Genomic DNA, 23,965 nt, shown 5'->3' with positions numbered 1-23,965 from the left:
TTGAACACACGACTATACTATATGAACGTCCAACAATTTTATACTATCGAGATCACAGATAAGCTGGGCTGGGATAGAACCATTAAAAAGTGCATCTTTTACGATATCTACCATACTTATTTTTATCATTCGCTGGAAAGTTCTTTTCCTTCTATTTTACTGGTTTCGGAATTTAATGACGAATTGATTGTTTTTCCTTTTAAGATAAGGAATATAGAAGACACAGGATATTTCGATCTCACTTCAGTATATGGATATTGCGGTCCGATTTCAAATAAAGAATTTAACGGTTTATCAAAAGAGCATTTTTCTTTTTTTCATGATGAATTTTCTAAGTTCTGTCGTAAAAACGATGTTGTTTCTGTTTTTTCAAGGCTGCATCCGCTTTGTGATTACAGTACTTTTTTTAAAGGTTTTGGAGAAGTGGCAGACATTAATAAAACAGTGGTCATAGACTTAGATCAGTCTACGCAGGAACAGGTGAAGCAGTACAGAAAATCTACTAAATATGAAATAAAATATTTAAGAGAACGTGATTTTTATATTGTTGAAACAAAAAATCCTGAAGACATTGATAATTTTATTGAAATGTACTACAAGACCATGGAAAAAGTGCGTGCTTTTGACCGGTATTATTACGACAGGGATTACTTTCACGGATTTTTAAATAATGACGACTATGAAGTTATCCTGCTGATGGCAGAAAAGGAGGGGCAGTATGTCGCGGGAGGAATTTTTACTGTAGTTGGAAATATTATGCAGTATCATCTTGCGACCACGGCGGAAGACAGTATAAAAGATGCGCCTATGAAACTGATCCTTGATGAAGCAAGAATTATTGCAAAAAATAAAAATCTCCATTTTTTACATCTGGGCGGCGGGTTTGCGGGGCGTGATAATGACAATCTTTACCTTTTTAAATCCGGATTCTCGAAAAAGAGGCTGCAGTTTTCTGTATGGAAGCATATTACGAATATTGAACAATATGATAAACTGGTAGCCTATATGAATATCTGGAAATCAGTAAATACTTTTTTTCCGCTGTACAGAAATTAGTTTTGTGCAGACAGCAAGATCCCCATTCGGTATGAATATTCATTGTTCATATCAAAAATTTCAATTTTAAAATTAAATTTTTCAGCAATCGTTATAAATTCAGATTTTTGCCACCATCTCCCGATCCCTCCCAGAAAAATATCTCCTGACTGAACTGCTTTTTCATAATTGGTTTTTCTTTCGGGTGTGTTGTAAAAATTCCATTTGTTTTCATCATTAGGCACGTTGGTAAGATAAAATTTAAAATCTTTTGAAATCTTAAGCAACCTTTCAATAATTTTTTCAAGCTCTTCAGGAGAAAAATAAGCAGTGGAATCATTAATCAAGAACTTGTGGATGACCGGCAGTTCGTGCCTGAAAATTTTAGTGAAATCTTCTTTGGCATTTCCTGTTGCGTATTCAATGTTTTTATTAGCCTTATATTTTAAAGCCGCATCAATAAGCGTTTCTGTAAAATCAAAGGCATAGATCTGCTTTACCGTCTGAGACAAAGGATAGGTTATAAGACCATTCCCGCAGCACATTTCCAGAAGAATGTCAGAACTGCTCAACTCTAATTTTTCCACAACATCATAGACGGAACCCGCAAGAACTTCCTTTGAAACCGGTGCTCTGTTGGCCGTTTTACCCACTTGAATGTACAGATCATCCTCACTGGCAGGCTCAATAACATTATAATTCTCCCAAAATTTTTTCCACTGATCGCTCATAGTTTGTTTTTATATGGTTTAGAAAGGATAACCGAATGCAATGTTTAAAGTAGGCTTAAACGGCTGGAAGTTTTTCAGCCTCCACCGGTCGCCTTCCGGTTGGTTCGGGTCATACATTTTATAGGCAAGATCTACCCTCAATGTAATATAGGCAACGTTTACCCTCAATCCGAATCCGCTGCCGACGCCCATCTGCCTTATAAACCTGTTGAACTTAAACTCGTTCCCGGATCCTGCATTATCGTTTTTCAGGCTCCACGTATTCCCGATGTCTGTAAAGACGGCCCCTTCATACATATCACTGAAAGGAACCCTGAATTCAATATTCGTGGTCAGCTTCATATTCTCCGTCTGATAAGCACGTACTCTTTCATCAATCTGGGAATCTCCGGGGCCAAGACCTCCGAAAGCTACCCATGCCCTGATGTCATTGGATCCACCGTTAAAATAGGAGCGTATTACCGGCATGCTGGACGAATTTCCATATGGAATCCCCAGTCCCAGGAACTGGCGGAGAACCAGCGTATTGTTGTTGAATTTGAAATATTTTCTGACATCAAAGTCAAATTTTACAAACTGGGCATACGGAACGCCGAAAATGGTTTTTTCCGGACTTGAAATGATCCCTCCTTCATTGGTCTTCTGATTGAAGATGCTGAATATATTTCCTGCCAGTTCCACTTTTCCGTTAAAATAAAAGGCGTTCGGATAATCTTTATTCCCGATTTCGTTATACACAAAATTGTAGATAAAGGAAGAAATCAAGACATCCTGGGTCTGCCGGTCTTTGTTAACCAGCGTCCCGACAAATGCAATAAAACGGTCGGCGCCTGCCTGATCAAGATTGGACACATAATTCAGATCTAAAGTAATCAGCCGGGAAACCTCATCTATGGTTAGCTGTCCGGAATTGAACTGTTGCTGCAGTGAAGGATTGGATATGAAATAATCATTGAAAATCTCTTCCTGAACTGCTTTGTCATTCACGAAATAATCATAATAGGCATCCTTATTCTTTGTTAAGCTCAATTGGGTATTGAACAGCGTAAGCCTGTGGGATACCTTATCATTGACCGTGGCCAGATAGTTAAGCCCTGTGTTGAAATTGATCCTTCCTAACCCTATGTTGTTCTGTACCGAAGCTCCCAGTACAATGGATGAAGTAGGGCTGTATCTTTTAGGCAGCAATTTATAATAATCAAAAGGAAGCAGCAGCCTTGGGAAATTCAGCGAGGCCTGGGCAGATATTTCGTACGCCAGAACCCTTTTATCGATATCTTTTGTACTCCTGATCGATCCGAAGGTCCCTGCAAGGCTGGTGGAAAGGTTTTCCGCGCCTCCGAAAATATTTCTGGTTGTTAAATCCACAGAAGGCGAGACTCCAAGATTCAAAAGCTGGGAATAATTGATATCCGTTCCCAGTTTCAGTTCATATTTAGGCAGTGGCTTCAGTACGTATATCACATCAATAATGCTGTCGTTAGGAGCCGTGCCGCCGCCGTGCCGCAAAGAATCCCTTGATTTTAAAATGCTGAAGTTATTCATTGACAGAAGGTTTCTTTTAGTGAGATCAAATTTTTTCTGATCATACACCTGCTTATAGCCAACGGTTATCGCCCTCCATATTGCCCTTGTGTCGTATTGGTTATTAGCTTTATGGAATCTGATGCCCCGCAGGCTGTCCATTCTTGTGTTCTTCGGATAATCTTTGCTGTCATCTACAATAGCCACATCAATATTGCCGATGGTCGCTATTTTATACGGAGAGTTAAGAGAATCCTTGTGGATTTCAAGGGTTACAGGAACCTGTTTCCTGCTCTTAAGAGAGTCTGCAACAAAATAAATTTCATCACCAAGGTTATTGAATTTATAATACCCGTATTCCCTCATCAGGTCATTGATCCTGGTCACTTCTTTTTCCAGAACGGTCTGATCCAGGATTTCTCCCTGCTTTACCAGGCTCTCATGGATTTTCTGCTGATACACGTTTTTCACAGCCGGATCCGGTATATTATAATAGTATTCTTTAATGTACGTAGGATCTTTATGTGTGATAAAATAGGTAACGGCAGCTTTCTTGGAAACAGAATCCAGATCATGCTTAAACTTCACTTCGGCATCCCAATAGCCCCGGTAGGTCAGTCTTTTCTCAATGGACTGTGCGCTTTTATCTGTTTTTGTCTGGTCAAGGATTACCGGAGGAGAGCCCCAGCTGTGGTACAGCCTGTCAAAGAAGAGGCTTTTCCCGACACTGCTTTTCATGTTGTATTTAACAAAAAGAGAATCCCTCAGCTTCTGGTTTCTCAGTTCATTAGGATAGGTCATGTATTCATTAAGGATCGTATCATATTTCGGGTCTGCAGTGTTGTACAGCCATAAGCTTAACGGCATAAAGAGAAACTGCCTTTTATTGGGTTTCTGCTGTACATAATTTTTTAACTCGCCATCGAAAAAGGCTTTTTTATCTTCAAACTCAAAACTGTTCTCCGTCAGCAGGAAGTCGCCTGCCGGAACTTTTTTAGTGGTACTACAAGCATAAAGGAGCCCTACAAATGTTGCAAATGATATAATTTTATAATACTTTTGAGGAGAATTCTTATAATGCTTACAGCTCATACAATAAAAGTTTTACAGTCTTTAGATAAAAAGAAGTTCAGGCAAAAATACAATTTGTTTTTGGTTGAGGGCAACAAAATCATCAGCGAACTTTTTAATTCTGACTTTAAAATTAAAGAAATATTTTCTACCGATCCGCAAAAGCTGGAACGTGCAGATGCCCCTGTTATTCATATCTCTGAAAATGAACTTAAAAAAATAAGTTTCCTGCAGAACCCTAAGGATTCCGTAGCAGTCTGCTACCTTTCTGAAGCGGTAAAATACGAAGACAGGAATATACAGCTTGTGCTGGACGGTATCCAGGATCCGGGCAATCTGGGAACGATTATCCGGCTGGCAGACTGGTTCGGGATTGAGCAGATCATCTGCAGCGAAGATACTGTAGATTTTTATAACCCAAAAGTAATTATGGCCAGTATGGGATCGTTTACCAGAGTGAATGTAATATATACAGATTTAACCGGGTATCTAACCGGAACAGAAAATGTAAACATTGGTACCGATATGGAAGGGGAGAATATTTATAATTTCCAAAAACCCGAAAAGATGAATCTTATTCTGGGTAATGAAGGAAACGGCATGCGTGCGGAAACAGAAAAACACTTAAAGAAAAGTGTGATGATCCCAAGATTCGGGAAATCCCGCTCTACGGAAAGCCTCAATGTCTCCATGGCTGCAGGAATTATTTTAGGCCAGCTGTTTTCTGAATAGAAAGACATTAGATTTTAGAAGTCAGTTTACAATCAAACATCATCTTATCGACTTCTAAAATCTAAGTCTGACTTTCAGATTAACTGTTCCATGCTTGAAACACTTTTGTTTTTCTGGTATGTTTCCAGTTTTTTACGTAAAAACCTCAGTGCGATAGGGGCGAGGTAAATCATTGCCGTTCCCAGGATTTTCTTTTTCCAGTTGGCACTCTTCAGGCTTTTCCGGGCATAATTTCCTACAATGGCAGTGACTCCCAGCTTGATCAGGGTATCAAAAGCATCGCTTTTAATTGCTGTATTGGCAATACTCATGGCAGCTTTTTTACTGATCAGGGCATCTTTGATTTCGGACGAAATCTGCTTGGCGATCACATCTTTTCTCAAAACCACCTTTTCTTCACCGTCTTCATCTACTTTTTCCTGCAGGTACTGATCTGTTAAACCATTTGTAAATGCACTCAGGCTTTCTTTCGTATTCTTGAATGTAAGAAGATTTTCCAGCTCGCTGACTTCGTCTTTCAGCAGCTTTTTCTTTCTTCTTAATTCTTCTAAGCTATCATACTTTCTGCCCATAGTTTAATGATTTAAAAATTTAATAACCTTGTCTGCCACAAAGTTGACAACTCTCTTTTTACATATCATAATGATGATCATGATCAGCATATAAAAAGCTGCTACAATCAGGAAGCCGTAAGAATTATTTCCCAATGCTTCACCGATAAGGAAGGCAATCCCGAAATTAAAAAGGATGATAAAAAAACTAAACGCAACCAGCATAAGAACGAAATACGTAATCATTCCGGCTGAAAGTGAAGATTTTTCAGTAGCTTCAATTTTCAGGAGATCGATCCTTTTAGACGCATATTCTTTTAAAGTTTCAATCATTGTTTTTCTTTAAAGTTATAAAAAAAGGAACTTTTGTTTATAAAGTTCCTTTTGGATAATTTATATGAATAAATTATTATTTTAAGTCATTCAGTTCAGTTTCTACATTTTTAACTACATCCGCAGTTTTTGAAACGATCTGATCTTTGTATTTGTCATATCCGTCTTTTACCGTATGAGCTACATTGCTGGCGGTATCTTTAAAAGTTGAAGAAATATTCCCGTACTGGTCTTTTACTTTCTCAGATACTTCTCCGTACTTATTTTTAGCCTGATCTTTAAGATCTCCTGCCTTTTCCTTGATTTTTTTTCTTGTTTCTTTACCTTCTTCCGGAGCGTAAAGCATTCCTAAAATAACACCTGCTGCGGCTCCTGCAAGAAGACCTGCCAAAACACCTGCTGTATTGTTTTTCTTAGACATTTTTTGTTTTTTTAATAGTTAATAAATACTAGCTTTTACTTGTGGTGAAATGTACAATTAACATACCAAAAGGGGTTTCTGCCCTATAAAAATATTAAATCTTACTGATATAGGACAGAATCTCGTCGATGGTCTCTCTTTTGGTAAGATTGGTATTATCAATAACAATCGCATCATCAGCCTGTTTCAGCGGGGCTATTTCGCGTTCGCTGTCAATTTTATCACGGATCATCAGGTTTTCCATGACCTGTTTTTCATCCGCTTCAATACCCAGGCTGATGAGTTCCTGATAGCGCCTTTTTGTCCTTTCTTCTATACTGGCTGTCATGAAAAACTTATAATCGGCGCCAGGCAGTACCACGGTACCTATATCCCGGCCGTCCATGATAATCCCGCCGTTATCTGCCAGGCTGCGCTGGTACCGGAGCAGAAAATCCCTTACCTCTTTCTGTTTTGCAATAAAGCTTACGTTTTCTGAGACTTCGTTCGTCCTGATGGATTTTGAGATATCGTCCTGATTAAGAAAAAGAATCAGTTCACCCTGGTTATTCCTGAACTCAAGATCAATCCGGCTGAATGATGAAAATAGCTTATTAAGGTCAATCTTACCTTCTTCATCAAGACAGTTCATCAGCGCAAACCAGGTTACGCCTCTGTACAGGGCTCCTGTATCCAGATGAACAAGCCCGAGTTTTTCGGCAATGATTTTAGATATTGAGCTTTTCCCGGTGGAAGAGTAGCCGTCTATTGCTATAACAGATTTTTTCATACTGCAAATTTCAAGAATTTTTCTTAAAAATAAGAAAACCTCAAGAAATTTCTTGAGGCCGTTTTTATTTTTGGTGCATTTTTTCTGATTTAAACTAAATTCAGATGAGGCGGTACGCAAATGATTTATTCACCGGCCCGGCTGGTAAGGTCTATAGAAACCCCGATCTGATTGGCATTGGAAGAATTATGGTACCGTACATGGGCATAATCCACACGGAACCTTGAAATCTTGATTCCGAATCCTGCAGAAATACCGGAGAAGTTTCTCTGGTCTGCCACCGCAAGCTCATTTCCTCTCTTCACATTATATCCCAGCCTGATGTTAAAACCTTTTTCCGGGAAAAGTTCTGCACCCAGGGAAAAGTGGTCGGCAATCTTTCTGCCTGCATTTACTTCCTGGCCGTTTACATTATACGGAGACGAAATATCAAACTCCTGTAAGTCATGAGCCGTAATGGTAACTGCCAGCGGAATGGCTTTTAAAGTCTTTGTATATCCTATATCAATGCGGAACGGGAGGTTTTCCCTTGTCCCGTTGAAGGATTTGAACTGATACCCGAAATTCCTGAATACCAGGGAAGCCGTTTCTTTATTTTTCCTGTTATGGTAAGTAACCCCAGCATTTCCTGAGATCGCGGAAGATGTATAACTGTCGATTTTTGAGGTAATGAAATTCAGTCCTCCGCCGATGGTCCAGTCTTCTTCAAACTGGTAGGCATAGCCGGCCCCTACGGCTACATCAGAAGCATTGAACGTTCCGTTTTCGAAACCGCTTTCATCGGTCCTGGGGATATCTCCGTAGTTCATGTACCTTGCATTGACGGTTGCCATGTGGCCGTTGTCAAAGTCCTTGGCATAAGTAATGGTCCCGTACTTGGAATCTGCAAGATAGGCGCTGGCATTTAAAGAAAGCTGGTTATCAGAATCTTTATTTAACAAAGAGGGGTTTGCAATGGCAAAGGATACATCATGATCTCTTATGGAAATGGCATCACCGCCTAAAGCAGCCTGTCTGGCAGATACAGGAAGATTTAAAAACGGAAAAACGTTTGTTCCTGTTTGTGCATAAGAAACAATTCCTGACAGAAATAATGAAAAAATGACAATTTTCTTCAACTCAGTTTATTAGTAATGCAAAAATAATCCTTTTTCGTACTTTTCAAAATATTTCACGCATTATTTGTTATTAAATATTGTAATCCTCTTCAATGGATGCCTTACTTTAATTCAGAAGGCTTTTTTGATTCATTAAAAAAGAGTTGATTTCTAGGGTACATATAATTGTAAAATTTGTTTAATCAATTGTTTAACAATGATTTAATTTAACTCATCACATTATATCACATCACATCTTATCCTGGTACTTTTTATATAAAACAGGAAATAAGAGGATTTGTTCCTGAAAAGGCAGTGAATTACTGCAGTTATGGCTAAAGTATAACGGAATCCTAAACCTCAAACGTGTAAATAAGGTGCTCTTAAAATTTATAATCGATATGCAAAAATGAATATTATTAATGATTATATTTGCACAGTCAAATTCTACACGAAACTGACACAGCTAAAAAGTTATTTAAAATTTAAGATGAAATATAAAAGAATCCTTCTCAAACTTAGTGGTGAAGCCTTAATGGGTAACAGACAATACGGTATTGACAATGAAAGGCTGCAGGAATATGCAAATGAGATTAAAAAAGCAGTGGATAAAGGCTGTGAAGTCGCTATTGTAATTGGAGGAGGAAATATTTTCCGTGGTGTTGCGGGCGCAGCAAAGGGCATGGACCGCGTTCAGGGCGATTATATGGGAATGCTGGCCACTGTGATCAACGGTATGGCTTTGCAGGGAGCGCTGGAAGATGCAGGCATCAGAACAAGGCTCCAGTCTGCCATTGAAATGGATAAAGTGGCTGAACCTTTCATTAAAAGGAGAGCGGTAAGGCATCTTGAAAAAGGCCGGGTAGTTATTTTCGGGGCCGGAACCGGAAATCCTTACTTTACAACGGATACTGCCGCCACATTAAGAGCCATTGAAATTGATGCGAATGTTATTCTGAAAGGAACGAGGGTAGACGGAATCTACGACAGTGATCCGGAAAAAAATGCAGATGCGGTAAAATACAATTCGCTGTCTTTTGATGAAGTCTATGCTAAAAACCTTAAGGTGATGGATATGACGGCATTTACGCTGAGCCACGAAAACAAGCTTCCGATCATTGTTTTTGATATGAACAAAATCGGTAATTTGGAAAAAATCATAGACGGGGAAAATGTTGGTACTTTAGTTGATTTGTAATGTTAAGCATCAGGTAACAGGAATCTGCAATTAAGTCCGGTTAAAGTAAAGATTAAATTTCAGAAACTTAAGATTATCTGTCACTTATTACTTATCACCAATTATTTATAAATGTGTAATCTATCAAATTTTTATTATATAATGGAAGAATTAGATCTTATAGTAGAGTCTGTAAAACACGACATGGAAGCAGCTGTGAAGCACCTTGATCATGCATTTCAGAGAATCAGGGCCGGACGCGCGTCTACGAATATGGTTCAGGATGTTATGGTGGAATATTACGGATCACTGACTCCCATCAACCAGGTTGCGAATGTATCTGTTCCGGATGCAATGACGATTTCTATTCAACCTTGGGATTCCAAAGCAATCAATGATATTGAAAAGGCCATCATCAATTCAAATTTAGGTTTCGCGCCTTCTAATAACGGAATCAATATTATTCTTAATGTTCCGCCTTTAACGGAAGAACGCAGAAGGGATCTTGCAAAACAGGCTAAGGGAGAAACTGAAGACACGAAAATTGTGGTAAGAAACGCAAGACAGAACGGTATTAAAGAACTTAAAAAGCTGGAAGGCGTTTCTGAGGACCTCATCAAAGGCGTGGAAGCAGATATTCAGACTCTTACGGATAAATATGTGAAATCTTGTGATGACCTTCTTAAGACGAAAGAAGCTGAAATCATGAAGGTATGATGTTCAGTTCATGAATATAAAAACCGGCTCTTTTTCAGGAGCCGGTTTTATTTTTACAGGCAGCCGGCCTCGCCTTTTTATCTTTATTCCTGATGATTGCCTGGTAATTTTTCATCAGTCCTGAAATATCGCATTGCGTTTCCCGGCTGGCCATCTTGCCCGGATCCTGATTATTGCCTTTGGAATACACAGAATAGGTTTTTTCCAGGCATTGCACGATCTTATTGTTCAATATATACATCCGTTTTTCTGTAATGTCGTCTTTTGTTTCCGGCTTCTCAGGAGTGCCACCGTCAAAATTCCACAAAGTTTCATCCTGAAAAATGAAAAAGACCTGGCCATTCTTAATAAAATACTGTGTGGATGAAGAAAAATGGCTGTGCTCAGAATAAAAATCCTTCACCATCATGATTTTATCGTTCTGTTTATACAAAACTACTTCACCTTCTCTATCGTTGCAAAAATAGGTAAAGCTGCTGGAATCCAGTTTTTTTGAAGCCAGAAGACTGCTCAGTTCAGTATATTCTTTTTTAATGTCTTCCACAGATTTTATAGCGTCATCCGATGCTGTACGACGATTGTTTTTCATGGATATACCATCTTCTGAAACATCAGTTTTCTGAACATCCGGGCGGGTTTCCTTTTTGCATGAGATCATTAATATAAGGCTCAAGGCAAGAAGTGAGGTTTTCATAAAAATAATCGGTTTGGTTATCTGTATTTTACAAAAAACGTGCAAATAAGGAAAGGAAGGGAGAATAAAAAACAGCCCCGATAGTTGAGGCTGTTTTTCTGTATGTTTTTTGACGGTTGATTTGGTTATTTACAATTCTCATTGTAATCGTAGATCACTTCATTCACAATAGAAAGGTTGTCAGACATGGCTTTGTCCACTTCATTCTTGATGAATTTTCCTAAACCGGACCTTTGCTTGGTGTCGGTTTTCAGAGAACCGTATTCTCCGGCTGCGATTTTCCCTTTTACCACAGGGCAGTCTGCCACGATCATCTTGGCCTTGGCCAGGGTCAGTTCTTCCGCTTTCCCTCCTTTTTTGGAATAGATATAAGAGGGGTTTTCCCGCATTCTTTTATTTTCTTTATCCGCTACGTCAACCTGTCCGCCCGCTGAAAAAGTAGTGGGGAAACCGTATAATCGGTATACTTTAATTTTTCCGTCAGCCACAACTTCTGCGAACTGGGTGCTTTTCGTAAGGTTGTTAAACGCTTTCAATCCACCGCTAAGCCCTCCGTTGGCTGTATTGAATCCTTCTTTTGTATTGGTATACTTAACCGCCTCAAAACGCCTTTCGGTATTATTGTCAATGGCCATGTATCCCTTCAGGTCATCCGTATCAAGGGTTTTGAATTTCTGTCTTTTTTTAGAGTTGTCGATATCGGAAGCAGCAATAAACTTCACTTTTTTCTGATTGGTCCATGGGCTCATCTCACTGCCGGCCAGCCTCACAATGCCTTCAATCTGCTTTCCGCTTTTATCAATAATATAACCGGGCTTTTCGCCGGCTCTCATTTCGTACTCCGTGTTTTCATCCTGGGCATACGCATTCAGTGACGCCAGGCTGAACAATCCAACAAGTAATAGTTTTTTCATAGGTTGATCTTTAAATTGCGGCAAAGGTAATTTTTATATTCAAATAAAAAAGAATTTTAATGTACCATAAAAAAGACCCGGAAATTTCCGGGTCTTAACTAACGTTATTCTGAATATCTGTTACTGGTATCTTTCATGTTCTTTGTTCTTAACAAACAATCTGGTAACCGGCTTAAATAGTGCTTTGTATTTTTCAGCATCAAATAACTGGGAATCCGTCAATGCCTTATAGGTCATCCAGATTCCGAACGGGAAGAGTACAATATTCGGGATCCAGGCACCCAGATAAGGGTTTATTTTACCGGACCATGACATATTTTCCGTCCCCACATTGATGATATAAAAAATGATGAAAATAACAATGGCAATAATGACGGGAAGCCCCATACCGCCTTTCCTGATAATAGAACCGAGGCTGGCCCCGATCAGGAAGAAAATAATACACGTAAATGAATAGGTAACAATCCGCTGCTGGTAAATAACCACTTTGCCGTAATATTTAACCCCCGGATCAATTTCCTTGTTTTTGGAATCCAGTGTGCTTTTCAGGTTGTCCAGCCTGCTGTACGCATTTCTGATGATTTCAAGTTTCTTCTCCTTTTTAAGCGTATCCAGTTTCAGGAGCTGTTTGGGTTTTACTTTTGACCTGTTCTGTTTGGAATCCATATAGCCTATCACGGAATTCGTCTGGCTCAGCACATCATTGTTGACATTGGTAAAGAATTTATCATTGTCCTTCTTGGTTTTATCAATGGTTGTATTCAATTGGTTAAAGGTCTGGAAACGATAATCGTCCGTTATTTTTTCTTCTTCAATGGCTCTGTTGATAATTTCACTGACATCAAAATGAGAAATCAGGGAATCAAATTTAATCGCCTGGTCCGGCTGTTTTAAACGGACATTTTCACTTTTCCCGGCAAAATTATCTTCGTAGACATAACCGTTATAGAGCACCAGCTTCAGGTAATTTTTGTTGGCTGCAGGAACAAACCTTCCTTTTTCAGCTACAATAGACCGCTGATTTTCATAACTGGTTGCTTTTTTATGAATGAAGACCCCTTCAATATTTTCGCCGTTTTCCCCGACGATTTTATCAAACTTTACCATATATCCAGGAATCTGATCAATAAACTGCCCGGGAGTAAAATTCAGTGCCGGCTTTGTCTGGGCAATATTAAAGAGCATGTTCTTTGCTTTCCTCTGAAAATCCGGGATGATATTGTTGGAAAAAAAGTAAAGCATAACTGCCATGGCGGCCGTCACGCCCAACAGGGGAAGCATAACACGCGTCAGAGAGATTCCGGCTGCTTTCATAGCAGCAAGCTCGTACCGTTCCCCGAATTCCCCGAATGCCATAATACTGGCCAGGAGAATGGTAAGCGGCAACACCATGCTGATTACACTTACGCCAAGATAGAACAGCAGCTTCAGGATCTGCCATGAGCTTAATCCTTTGCCCATAAACTGGCCCAACTGAACCCACACGATATTGACAATAAATATGAAAAACAGTACGCTGAATATAAAAATAAACGGTCCGAAGAAAGTTTTTATAATATACCGGTCTAATATTTTAAACATCTGCCAAAATTAATCAAAAAGCCACAAAGTTTCCTTTGCGGCTCCTATATTTTATGAAATTTTATAATTAAATGAATCAGGTTTTCTGTAAAACTCTTAAATATCTTCTGTAAAGGGTTATTCTCCGTCTTGCAGATCGTAATAATTCATTTTACAATTCTGTAACCAGGTAATTCTTATATTTACCCTTGTCGAAAATAAACATTCCCGGATCCAGGTTCTGGTTTTCCTTGTAATCCTTAATGGTAATTACTGCAATATCATTATTGCTGCCGTGCTGTTCAAGCTTTACCATCTGTTTCTTTGCCGAATCAACATAAAGATAGACATATTTGATCCCGTTTGATTTTACGGGAGTCAGTTTAATAAAATCAGTATTTACGCCGTCTATATTTTTCTTGCCGTTATAGGTAACGTTGTAATCGTTTCTGTAAGAAGACAGGTAATTGATAGGGGAGAACATAGAACTGCTGCCGTTTGGTTTTGCTACGGTAACTTCAGTATCCTCCGTATTGATGTTGTAAATTTTATTTCCGTCGAAAATCTGTTCGATTTCCATGATTTTCAGTTTATACTTGTCTCCGGCTGCATAATAGATTCCCGGCTCCGTTTTGGATGTCTGGCCGTTGGTCCCGGTTCCGAAAGAGAATTTAAAATACGTATTCTTTTTAGATTTATAGTTTGCCGTAATATCGTCCAATATTTTTTTTGCTTTTGCATCAATTTTCTGGGCACTGGTAAAACCTACGGCACCTACTACCAGACTGCTTACAACAATTTTTGAAATAATATTTTTCATTTTTATTTAATTCTTTAATCTTTAGACTTGCTTACATGATAAAAGTTAAACTGATCATAGATTTCCGTTAACTGCGCATGTCTTCCAAAAACTGTTCCAAAGAATGGAGGTCGCTGATGAGTACTTCCCTTGCTTTTGCACCGTTGAAACCGCCTACGATCCCGATGGCTTCCAGCTGGTCCATAATCCTCCCGGCTCTGTTATATCCCAGTTTCAGCTGTCTTTGAAGCATGGAAGTAGAACCCTGTTGCGTAGATACGATAATTCTGGCCGCCTCTTCAAACAAAGCATCCTTTTCATTCGGATCAAAAGCGCCGACAGTACTGGTAGCATCTTCAGAAACATATTCCGGAAGAAGGAACGCGGAAGAATAGCCTTTCTGTTCCCCGATGAATTCTGCCAGCCTTTCCACCTCAGGCGTATCTATAAAGGCACACTGAAGCCTTAGGATTTCGTTTCCGTTGAAATACAGCATATCCCCTTTACCGATCAGCTGATCTGCACCCGGAGAATCCAGGATTGTCCTGGAGTCTACACTGGAAATTACCCTGAATGCTGCCCTCGCAGGGAAGTTGGCCTTGATCATCCCTGTGATGACATTGACGGACGGTCTCTGGGTCGCTACAATCAGGTGGATCCCTACCGCTCTGGCTAACTGCGCCAGCCTGGCAATCGGCATCTCCACTTCTTTTCCGGCGGTCATGATCAGATCCGCAAACTCATCCACCACCAAAACAATATACGGCAGGTAGCGGTGCCCGTTCTCCGGGTTTAATTTTCTTTCTGCGAATTTTTTATTGTATTCCTTTAAATTCTTACAGAATGCATTTTTAAGAAGGTCATACCTCATGTCCATCTCTACGCAGAGGGAATTCAGCGTATTGATTACCTTGTTGGTATCCGTAATAATGGCATCATCAGAATCCGGTAACTTTGCCAGATAATGCCTTTCGATTTTTGAATATAATGAAAGCTCCACTTTCTTAGGATCCACCATCACAAATTTCAGTTCGCTCGGATGCTTTTTATAGAGTAGGGAAGTGAGGATGGCATTGATCCCTACCGATTTACCCTGGCCTGTAGCTCCCGCCATCAGCAGGTGGGGCATTTTTGAAAGGTCCGCCATGAAAATTTCATTGGAAATCGTCTTCCCGAAAACTACCGGAAGGTCCATCTCCGTATTCTGGAATTTATGCGAGGCAATCACCGAACGCATAGAAACCATAGTAGGATTTTTTCTCGGAACCTCGATTCCTATTGTCCCTTTCCCCGGCATCGGTGCAATGATCCTGATGCCTAAAGCCGAAAGGTTCAGCGCAATATCATCCTGAAGCTTTTTAATGGCCGATACACGGATTCCCGCTTCCGGAACGATCTCATATAACGTTACGGTAGGCCCGATGGTTGCCTTGATTTCAGCAATGCCTACATTAAAGTTTTTAAGCAGGCCGACAATTTTATTTTTATTTTCTTCTAATTCATCTTTGTTGATGGAAATTTCTTCATTCCCGTAATCCTGTAACAGGTCAACCGTAGGCATCTGGAAATTGGCCAGATCCAATTTATGGTCATACAGCCCGTGTCTCTGTACCAGTTCATTGGATTTTCTGTCTGAATCATCCAGGATATCGACTACCTTGGCCACTTCTACATTGAATTTAATCTCCTCCTCGGGTGCAGGGGCCAGTACAGGGGCTGCCGGCGGAGCAGAAGGTCTGATGTCAAAAGCTTCTTCGGGGCTGGAAGTAGGCACCGCAGGTTTTGAGCTGAGGTTAAGGTTGATATTCAAAGGCTGCGAAAAATCGTTTTTCTCTTCATCAAAAGAAGTCTTGTTCGGGGTCACGATGGTATCGAGATCCGCAGAAACCGGGACTTCAGGGAATCCTTTCGGAACGGTTACAGCTACAGGTTCAGGCGCAATGGTTTTAGGTCTTACTTTTTCAGTAACCCTGATTTTAGGTAAAGGTTCTTCAGCAATACCGGCTTCTTCAATAAGCTCCTCATCCGCTTCAAAATTTTCATCGGAGCTCGGCATCATAGATTTTACCCTGCCGATGGTATTTTCATTGATGTCATTCAGTTTTGACTTGATGGAACTCGGACGGAGATTGAATTCCAGGATAAAATACAAGGCAATGCTCGACGCCAAAACCATCCAAAGCCCTGCGGATCCTATAATGGCATCAAGGGAATCCATAATCTGGTAACCGTACACACCGCTCAATACACCCTGGCCTTTCGTTAATGCTCCGAACAGGATCGGAAGCCAGCAGATAAAAAACAGGGAGTGCCCGACTGTTTTCCACGGTTTGAACATTCTTTTTTTCAGAATCAACGTTCCGAATACAAGAAATAAAAACGCAATGATAAATGAAGCCACACCAATACTTTCGAAAATAAAAATATTTCCGAGCCAGTCGCCCAGTTTTCCGAAAAGATTGGAGGACTGGATGCTTTTATCGAGCATGGTTCCCGCCTGGCTCTGGTCTGCCTGCCAGTTCATCAGATAAGAAACAAATGAAAAGGTAAGCACTACAGAAAAAAGAATGCATGTAAGCCCGAGAAAGACCCTTGGTTTTGATAAAAATTTGCCCTTTTCAGGCGATTCCTGCTGTTGTTTTGGTGTATTCTTGTCCATAATATCAATGTGAGCAAATTTAATGTTTTTTCTATAGTAAAGGAATCTTTTTTGTTTTAAAAATGGAGCAGGCAGCAACTGAACTGTTACGGTTAAAAAGATTATTATACCATAATTATCATTTTTTATATATAAAATAACTGCTCCGGATAAATGTGCAGCAATATCCTTATGAACGCGGGTTTTTTATTACAGATTTTTTTCTGTACAAGCGTGATTCAATTGAATTTTTAATAATAAAAGCCAGTCTTATTAAGAACGTTTCAAAATAACGCATAGCTTGTCTGAAATGATAAAAAACAGCTTTTTTTAACGTCTTTGTAGTTTATCATCCTTATTTTTGCCCATCAAGTATATATATCATGAAGAAGCTCCAGGATATTCTTATCTCGACCAGAACAATGGCTGTGTTGTTATTGGTGTATGCATTTGCGATGGCATATGCAACGTTCTTAGAAAATGACTACGGAACTCCAACGGCAAAAGCATTAATTTACGAAGCGAAATGGTTTGAACTTATCATGTTCCTGCTCATTCTCAATTTCATCGGCAATATCGCAAGATACCGGTTGTGGAGAAGGGAAAAATGGCCGGTCCTGGTATTTCACCTGGCCTTCGTGTTGATTTTCATCGGCGGTGCGGTAACCCGGTATATCAGTTTTGAAGGCACCATGCATATCAGGGAAGGGGAAACATCAAATGAGATTGTTACCGACAAAAATTTCCTGAAGATCAAGATTGAAGAAAAAGGCGATGCCCTGGATTATCAGGATATCCCGTACCTGATGTCTCCGCTGCATAAAGATTTGGAAGCCACCTATGATTTCCACGGGAAAAATATAAAGGTGGTTGCCAAAGATTATGTTCAGAGAAAAAAAGACAGCTTAATTGCTGACCCGAACGGTGCAGAATACCTTCATCTGGTTTCTACAGGGAATACAGGAAGGCAGAATATCTATATCAAGCCGGGTGAAACAAAATCCATCAACGGGACTTTGGTTACATTCAACAGGGCGATTGAAGGTGCCGTAGAATTCAGGAATGACGGCGGGAAGCTGATGATCAAGACTCCGGTGGATGCCACCTACATGACGATGGCTACCCAGGCTACAGGAAGTACGGCAAAAGACGAATTCCAGCCGCTGGCATTGAGAAGCTTATACACCATCAACGAACTGAAACTGGTTGTTCCGGAAGGGCTGAAGAAAGGGAAACTGCTGGCCTTTGAAGGTGACCGCAAGAAAGACCAGAATGTTCCGGATGTGCTGACGGTTGAAGTTCAGGGTCCGAAAACAAAACAGCTGGTTGATCTGTCCGTTGAAAAAGGGAACCCCAATGCATACAAGCAGATTGCCATGGACGGGCTGAACATTATGATCGGCTTCGGACCAAAGATCTATAATACCCCTTTCGCACTTAAACTGGATGATTTCGTCATGGAGACCTATCCGGGAAGTTCATCCCCGAGTGCTTACGAAAGCCATATTAAAATTATTGATGAAGGCAGGCAGACGCCTTTCAAAATCTATATGAACCACGTTTTAAACCATAAAGGATACCGTTTCTTCCAGTCCAGCTTTGATCCGGACCGGATGGGTACCGTACTTTCCGTTAACCACGATTTCTGGGGGACGCTGATTTCCTATATCGGGTATGCCTTATTGTTCGGAGGCCTGTTCACGATTTTCTTCTGGAAAGGGACCCATTTCTGGAAGCTGAACAAAATGCTGAAAGACGTGAATAAAAAACGGGCGGCAACGATAATCCTGCTGTTTTTAAGCCTAGGCTTAACCGCCCAGAAAATTGAAACCCACGGAACAACGGATGGAAGCAGGGAACATGTCCATACGGAAGATAACAGCCACAGCCATGCTTCCTCACCGGAATCCGCACAGGTTCAGCAGGGACCCCAGCAGAATTCACTGGCTGCACCGCTGAGCAAAATGAAAATGATCTCTGCCGATGAAATTATTGCGAGAAATAAAATCGATAAGGAACATGCGGATAAATTCGGGTATCTTCTGGTTCAGAACTTCGAAGGTAGAATTGTCCCGATCAATACCGAGGCTCTTGATGTTTTAAGGAAGTTATACAAGAAAGACGAGTTCAAGGGCACGGACGGAAAATCCCTGACCGCCAATCAGTGGTTCCTTTCCGTAAATACGGATACACCGAGCTGGACTATGGTTCCGATGATTAAAGTGGGGACAAAAGGCGGCGATGAATTAAAAAATAAAACAAAGGCCGACGAGGAAGGTTATACTTCACTGATGAACCTTTTCCCGGCTGATGCCAACGGGAACTTATCCTATATCCTGGAACAGGATTACAATACCGCGTTCCGTAAAAAACCGGCTGAACAGACCAATTATGACAAGGAAGTAATTTCGGTCAACGAAAGGGTGCAGATCTTTAACGAGTTTTTCAGCGGCCAGTTCATGAGGATTGTCCCTGTGAAAAACGATGCCAACCACACATGGCATTCCTGGCTGGACCAGAAAATGGAGCCGGATGTTGAATCCCAAAAAGTAATGGGGCCTTATTTTGCAGAAGTGTTACAGGCACAACAGACCGGGAACTGGGGCAAGGCAGATGCAGAACTGGCTAAGCTTTCAGAATACCAGCAGAAATGGGGGAAAGCAGTGGTCCCTGCAAAATCCAAAGTTGATCTTGAGGTGTTCATGAATAAAGTAAACATCAACTTCAAATTGCTGATTTTCTATACGCTGATCGGAGGATTGCTGCTGGTTTTAGGATTTGTGGAATTATTTAAAGCTTCTAAAAATTTAAATAAAATTATTAAAGGGATTGTTGCCGTTGGGGCAGTAGGGTATCTCTGCCATTTCCTCGGGCTGGTTGCCAGATGGTATATTTCCGGGCATGCACCGTGGAGCAACGGGTACGAAGCCATTATCTTCATTTCGTGGGTGGGTATTACGGCCGGACTGGTCCTGTACAGGAATTCCAATGCACTGATTCCTGCCGCCGGATTTATGGTAGCCGTTATCATGATGGGGTTTGCACACGGAGGATCTGCACTGGATCCGCAGATTACGCCGCTGGTTCCCGTGCTGAAATCATACTGGCTGATTGTCCATGTAGCGATTATTACCTCCAGTTACGGCTTCTTTGCCCTGTCGATGATTATTGCCGTGATCAGTCTGGTATTTTACATCATTTCCAATAAAGAAAACTATAGAATCCATCATGATACGACACTTAAAGAACTGGTTATCGTTTCTGAAATGTCTTTGACCATCGGGTTATTTGCTTTAACGGTAGGAAACTTCTTGGGAGGAATCTGGGCCAACGAATCCTGGGGAAGATACTGGAGCTGGGACCCTAAAGAAACCTGGGCATTCATCTCTATCATGGTATATGCTTTTGTACTGCACATGAGATTGGTTCCGGGGCTGAGAAGCAGATGGGCATTCCACGTAGCTACCATGTTTGCTTTCTGTTCTATGGTGATGACGTACTTCGGGGTAAACTATTACCTGAGCGGGCTTCACTCATACGCAGCTGGAGATCCGGTTCCGGTTCCGGCGTGGGTATACATCGGGCTCGGAACGATGCTGGCATTATCAGCAGCATCTTATTTCAAGTTCAGGGTTCTGAATAAAAAATAATTTTAAAGCAGATATAATGAATCCCGGAAAGCAATTTCCGGGATTTTTTATGTTTAACATTTTAGAAGTTGATAAAGGTTAATGTAAGCAGGAAATGATTAATAACAGATTCATGCTTTTCTTCATTCAAGACAAAAACAAAAGCAGGGAAATTTTCCCTGCTTTCTTATTTTAATTGATATGACCGGTTAGGTTACTCAAATATCGTTGAAAAGTAATTGCTGATAACCGTCCAGAAATTTTTCCCGAGAAAATAAATAAGGGTAGAAGTAATGATCCCTTTCACAGTAAAAAATATGATGCCGCCTATACCGAATTTCTTTACCAGGCTCTTCCACTTAGAGGTTTTCTTTTCTTCTGCCGGCTCCTGTATCGTGTTATTATTTTCCATTTCTGAAATTCAAATGATTACCTTACAAAGATAAACATGTTTGTAATTAGTCCAAATAAAAAAACACGCTAAAATTAAAATTTTGCAGTTCGCTTAATATTTTTAACTTTAGGGAAAACGAAAAGTAAAATTTTTATGTCTAAAAAAGTAAAAGATTTTGGAATCGAAAAAACACTCAAAAATCTGGGGATTAAAGAAGAAAACAAAGGGACTTCATCAGGCGGGAAATATTTTGCTTCAGGCAAAACAATAGAGAGTTATTCTCCGGTAGACGGCAATCTGATTGCCAAAATAAAAACTTCCGGGGTATCTGATTATGACAGGGTAACTGAAGCTGCCGAAAAAGCTTTTAAAGAGTTCAGGCTCATTCCGGCTCCTAAAAGAGGTGAAATCGTAAGGCAGTTAGGCCAGAAATTAAGAATATATAAAGATGATTTGGGCAAGCTTGTTTCTTATGAAATGGGCAAATCCCTGCAGGAAGGGCTGGGCGAGGTTCAGGAAATGATTGACATCTGCGATTTTGCCGTTGGGGTATCCAGGCAGCTGCACGGGTATACTATGCATTCTGAAAGACCGGGCCACAGAATGTATGAGCAGTACCATCCGCTGGGGATTGTGGGGATTATTACCGCATTCAACTTTCCGGTGGCTGTTTGGGCATGGAATACCGCTTTGGCGTGGATCTGCGGAAACGTGACCATCTGGAAGCCGTCTGAAAAGACGCCGCTGTGTGCCATTGCCTGCCAGAATATTATGAACGAGGTACTAAAAGAAAACGGTCTTGGTGAGGGGATTTCAAGTGTTCTGGTTGCAGACCATGAAATCGGGCAGAAATTAGTAGATGACAAAAGGGTTTCCCTGGTTTCATTCACCGGTTCCACAAGGGTTGGGAGAATGGTGTCATCAAAAGTTGCCGAAAGATTCGGGAAATCAATTCTTGAACTGGGAGGCAACAATGCCATCATCATCTCTAAAGATGCAGACATTGATATGTCAATCATCGGAGCGGTTTTCGGAGCCGTAGGAACTGCCGGCCAGAGATGTACCTCAACAAGAAGGCTGATCATCCATGAAGATGTTTATGACGAAGTGAAAAACAGACTGGTAAAAGCATACGGCCAGCTGAAGATCGGGAATCCGCTGGATGAGAAAAACCATGTAGGCCCGCTTATCGATACCACTGCAGTTACACAGTATGAGGAATCCATCAGGAAATGCAAAGAGGAAGGCGGAAACTTCGTGGTCGAAGGCGAAGTACTGAACGGAAAAGGATACGAATCCGGATGCTATGTAAAGCCATGTATTGCCGAAGTCCGGAATTCCTATGAAATCGTTCAGCATGAAACGTTTGCCCCGATTTTATACCTGATTAAATACGGTACTTTAGACGAAGCCATTGCAATCCAGAATGATGTTCCACAGGGATTATCTTCAGCCATCATGACGCAGAACCTGAGAGAGGCGGAGCTTTTCCTTTCCCACGCAGGTTCAGACTGCGGGATTGCCAATGTGAACATCGGGACTTCCGGTGCGGAAATCGGCGGGGCTTTCGGCGGTGAAAAAGAAACCGGAGGCGGAAGAGAATCAGGCTCAGACGTCTGGAAATACTATATGAGACGCCAGACCAATACCATAAATTATACCGCTAACCTGCCTTTGGCACAGGGAATCAAATTTGATTTATAAGTATTTTCAACTATTTAAAACGGGAAGATTGACTCATTAACGATTCAGGGTATTCTGATTTCAGGTTCAATCTTTTAGTAAATTTCAATTCAAAGCAAAAATGGAACAGACAACAATAGATATACAGGCAAATAAAGTTAAGGAAACAATAGGCAGGCATGTCCTGGCAGATGGTTTTGATTTCGTAATGGATATTGAAAAATCCCACGGGTCATGGCTTTACGATAAGCTGACCAACAGGGAATATTTGGATATGTTTTCCATGTTCGCCTCAGCTTCTATCGGATACAACCACCCTTACCTGATGGAAAAATCAGAATGGCTGGGGAAAATGGCAGTCAATAAACCCACACTGGCAGATGTTTATTCTGAAGAATATGCGCATTTCCTTGAAGTTTTTGAGCGGGTAGCCATCCCTGAGGAGCTTCAGTATGCATTTTTCATTGAAGGCGGTTCTCTGGCTGTAGAAAATGCCATGAAAGCATGTTTCGACTGGAAAACAAGAAAGAACTTTGAAAAAGATCTTGATACCGAAGCCGGGATCTGTATTCATTTCAGGCAGTCATTCCACGGAAGAAGCGGCTATACGTTAAGCTTAACCAATACGTCTGACCCGAGAAAATACCAGTATTTCCCGATGTTTAACTGGCCGAGGATCTTAAACCCAAAATTAACCTTCCCGATCACGGAGGAAAATTTAGAAGAAACCATAAAGAATGAAAGACTGGCTTTGCTGAATATTGAAGAAGCCATTCTGATGAATCCTAATAAAGTGGCCTGTATCATCATCGAACCGATTCAGGCAGAAGGTGGCGACAACCATTTCAGAGATGAGTTTTTAATGGGTCTGAGAAATATCTGCAACGAGCACGAAATTCTTCTGATCTATGATGAAGTGCAGACCGGTATTGCAATGACCGGAAAAATGTGGGCCTTTGAGCATTTTACAGCAAAACCCGATATCATCTCTTTCGGTAAAAAAACACAGGTGTGCGGAATCCTGGCGAATAAGGAAAAATTTGACGAAGTACCGGATAATGTATTCAGGGAAAGCTCAAGGATCAATTCCACTTTCGGAGGCAATTTCATTGATATGCTCCGGTTCCAGCTGGTGATGGAAGTTATTGAAAAGGAAAACCTGGTAGAAAATGCACGGATCGTCGGAGATTATTTACTGGAAGGGCTTAGAACATTAGAACAAAAATATCCGGGGAAACTGACGAATGCCAGAGGAAGGGGATTGATGTGCGCCATTGATCTGCCTACCCCTGAGCAACGAAACCTTCTGAGAGAGGAGCTTTGGCGTGACGGGATGATCATTCTTGCCTGTGGTGAACAGTCACTTCGCTTCAGGCCGCACCTCAATGTTTCCAAAGAAGAAATCCGGCTTGCACTGGATAAAATCGAACAGAATATTAACAAAATTTAAACTTCAGACTTGTAATTTTCGAAAAAATGTTATAAATTTAGATACT

The 23,965-nt window shown here is 40.8% G+C and carries 20 protein-coding genes; 7 read left to right on the top strand and 13 right to left on the bottom strand.

Annotation, left to right across the window (positions count from 1 at the left end; all coding sequences use genetic code 11):
- Positions 1-21 precede the first annotated feature (21 nt).
- Entirely contained in the window at positions 22-1,056 is a 1,035-nt protein-coding gene (locus tag SD427_RS10295) for a hypothetical protein (protein ID WP_320557705.1), read from the top strand.
- Here the strand turns inward: SD427_RS10295 and SD427_RS10290 are convergent.
- Together SD427_RS10290 and SD427_RS10285 are read right to left on the bottom strand one after the other, a co-directional pair.
- Positions 1,053-1,766 (bottom strand): methyltransferase domain-containing protein, encoded by a 714-nt coding sequence (locus SD427_RS10290; RefSeq protein WP_320557704.1) that lies wholly within the window; start codon positions 1,764-1,766, stop codon positions 1,053-1,055. The two genes, SD427_RS10295 and SD427_RS10290, sit on opposite strands and share 4 nt — an antisense overlap.
- A gap of 18 nt (positions 1,767-1,784) precedes the next feature.
- A complete protein-coding gene (locus SD427_RS10285; RefSeq protein ID WP_320557703.1) occupies positions 1,785-4,382 on the bottom strand; it encodes a BamA/TamA family outer membrane protein in 2,598 nt (865 codons plus the stop codon).
- On the opposite strand from SD427_RS10285, the gene SD427_RS10280 reads away from it, so the two are divergent.
- Positions 4,368-5,093 carry an RNA methyltransferase gene (locus SD427_RS10280; protein ID WP_320557702.1) on the top strand — a complete coding sequence of 242 codons (726 nt, stop codon included), beginning with the start codon at positions 4,368-4,370 and terminating at the stop codon, positions 5,091-5,093. The two genes, SD427_RS10285 and SD427_RS10280, sit on opposite strands and share 15 nt — an antisense overlap.
- Before the next feature lie 74 nt (positions 5,094-5,167).
- Here the strand turns inward: SD427_RS10280 and SD427_RS10275 are convergent, their stop codons facing one another.
- The 5 genes from SD427_RS10275 to porQ all read right to left on the bottom strand — a co-directional run bounded on the left by SD427_RS10275 (position 5,168) and on the right by porQ (position 8,285).
- Positions 5,168-5,665: a phosphoribosyl-ATP pyrophosphatase gene (locus tag SD427_RS10275; RefSeq protein ID WP_320557701.1), complete on the bottom strand. Its 498-nt coding sequence runs from the start codon at positions 5,663-5,665 to the stop codon at positions 5,168-5,170.
- Positions 5,666-5,668: 3 nt separating this feature from the next.
- On the bottom strand, positions 5,669-5,977 hold the full coding sequence (locus SD427_RS10270) for a phage holin family protein (RefSeq protein WP_320557700.1): 309 nt from the start codon (positions 5,975-5,977) through the stop codon (positions 5,669-5,671).
- A gap of 76 nt (positions 5,978-6,053) precedes the next feature.
- Positions 6,054-6,398, bottom strand: a complete 345-nt coding sequence (locus tag SD427_RS10265; RefSeq protein WP_320557699.1) for a YtxH domain-containing protein — start codon at positions 6,396-6,398, stop codon at positions 6,054-6,056.
- 94 nt (positions 6,399-6,492) lie between these two features.
- Complete coding sequence (cmk, locus tag SD427_RS10260) at positions 6,493-7,167, bottom strand: (d)CMP kinase (protein ID WP_320557698.1); 675 nt, start codon at positions 7,165-7,167, stop codon at positions 6,493-6,495.
- A gap of 125 nt (positions 7,168-7,292) precedes the next feature.
- Positions 7,293-8,285, bottom strand: coding sequence for a type IX secretion system protein PorQ (porQ, locus tag SD427_RS10255; RefSeq protein WP_320557697.1), 993 nt, complete (start codon positions 8,283-8,285; stop codon positions 7,293-7,295).
- 469 nt (positions 8,286-8,754) lie between these two features.
- On the opposite strand from porQ, the gene pyrH reads away from it, so the two are divergent.
- Both pyrH and frr read left to right on the top strand, forming a co-directional pair.
- Entirely contained in the window at positions 8,755-9,462 is a 708-nt protein-coding gene (pyrH, locus tag SD427_RS10250) for a UMP kinase (RefSeq protein WP_320557696.1), read from the top strand.
- Positions 9,463-9,603: 141 nt separating this feature from the next.
- The gene (frr, locus tag SD427_RS10245) at positions 9,604-10,158 is read left to right on the top strand and encodes a ribosome recycling factor (RefSeq protein ID WP_320557695.1); all 555 of its coding nucleotides are present in this window, start codon (positions 9,604-9,606) and stop codon (positions 10,156-10,158) included.
- A gap of 34 nt (positions 10,159-10,192) precedes the next feature.
- On the opposite strand, the gene SD427_RS10240 is transcribed toward frr, so the two are convergent.
- The 5 genes from SD427_RS10240 to SD427_RS10220 all read right to left on the bottom strand — a co-directional run bounded on the left by SD427_RS10240 (position 10,193) and on the right by SD427_RS10220 (position 16,784).
- Positions 10,193-10,852 carry a hypothetical protein gene (locus SD427_RS10240; RefSeq protein WP_320557694.1) on the bottom strand — a complete coding sequence of 220 codons (660 nt, stop codon included), beginning with the start codon at positions 10,850-10,852 and terminating at the stop codon, positions 10,193-10,195.
- Positions 10,853-10,977: 125 nt separating this feature from the next.
- Positions 10,978-11,766, bottom strand: a complete 789-nt coding sequence (locus SD427_RS10235) for a hypothetical protein (protein WP_320557693.1) — start codon at positions 11,764-11,766, stop codon at positions 10,978-10,980.
- A gap of 120 nt (positions 11,767-11,886) precedes the next feature.
- Positions 11,887-13,347, bottom strand: a complete 1,461-nt coding sequence (locus tag SD427_RS10230; RefSeq protein WP_320557692.1) for an LptF/LptG family permease — start codon at positions 13,345-13,347, stop codon at positions 11,887-11,889.
- 151 nt (positions 13,348-13,498) lie between these two features.
- Positions 13,499-14,146 carry an outer membrane lipoprotein carrier protein LolA gene (locus SD427_RS10225; RefSeq protein ID WP_320557691.1) on the bottom strand — a complete coding sequence of 216 codons (648 nt, stop codon included), beginning with the start codon at positions 14,144-14,146 and terminating at the stop codon, positions 13,499-13,501.
- Between the two features lie 67 nt (positions 14,147-14,213).
- Positions 14,214-16,784, bottom strand: a complete 2,571-nt coding sequence (locus SD427_RS10220; protein WP_320557690.1) for a DNA translocase FtsK — start codon at positions 16,782-16,784, stop codon at positions 14,214-14,216.
- Positions 16,785-17,146: 362 nt separating this feature from the next.
- Between SD427_RS10220 and ccsA the strand changes: the two genes are divergently transcribed.
- Positions 17,147-20,413, top strand: coding sequence for a cytochrome c biogenesis protein CcsA (ccsA, locus tag SD427_RS10215; RefSeq protein ID WP_320557689.1), 3,267 nt, complete (start codon positions 17,147-17,149; stop codon positions 20,411-20,413).
- 193 nt (positions 20,414-20,606) lie between these two features.
- Here ccsA and SD427_RS10210 read toward each other — a convergent pair whose 3' ends face one another.
- Positions 20,607-20,804 (bottom strand): hypothetical protein, encoded by a 198-nt coding sequence (locus SD427_RS10210; protein ID WP_320557688.1) that lies wholly within the window; start codon positions 20,802-20,804, stop codon positions 20,607-20,609.
- Positions 20,805-20,939: 135 nt separating this feature from the next.
- On the opposite strand from SD427_RS10210, the gene SD427_RS10205 reads away from it, so the two are divergent.
- Positions 20,940-22,490 (top strand): aldehyde dehydrogenase family protein, encoded by a 1,551-nt coding sequence (locus tag SD427_RS10205; RefSeq protein ID WP_320557687.1) that lies wholly within the window; start codon positions 20,940-20,942, stop codon positions 22,488-22,490.
- 100 nt (positions 22,491-22,590) lie between these two features.
- Positions 22,591-23,919, top strand: coding sequence for an L-lysine 6-transaminase (gene lat / locus SD427_RS10200; protein WP_320557686.1), 1,329 nt, complete (start codon positions 22,591-22,593; stop codon positions 23,917-23,919).
- Positions 23,920-23,965 lie beyond the last annotated feature (46 nt).

Source organism: Chryseobacterium sp. JJR-5R (assembly GCF_034047335.1).
Classification (GTDB): domain Bacteria; phylum Bacteroidota; class Bacteroidia; order Flavobacteriales; family Weeksellaceae; genus Chryseobacterium.
Note: the sequence above shows the minus strand (reverse complement) of the source record. Positions and strands in the feature narration are given on the sequence as shown.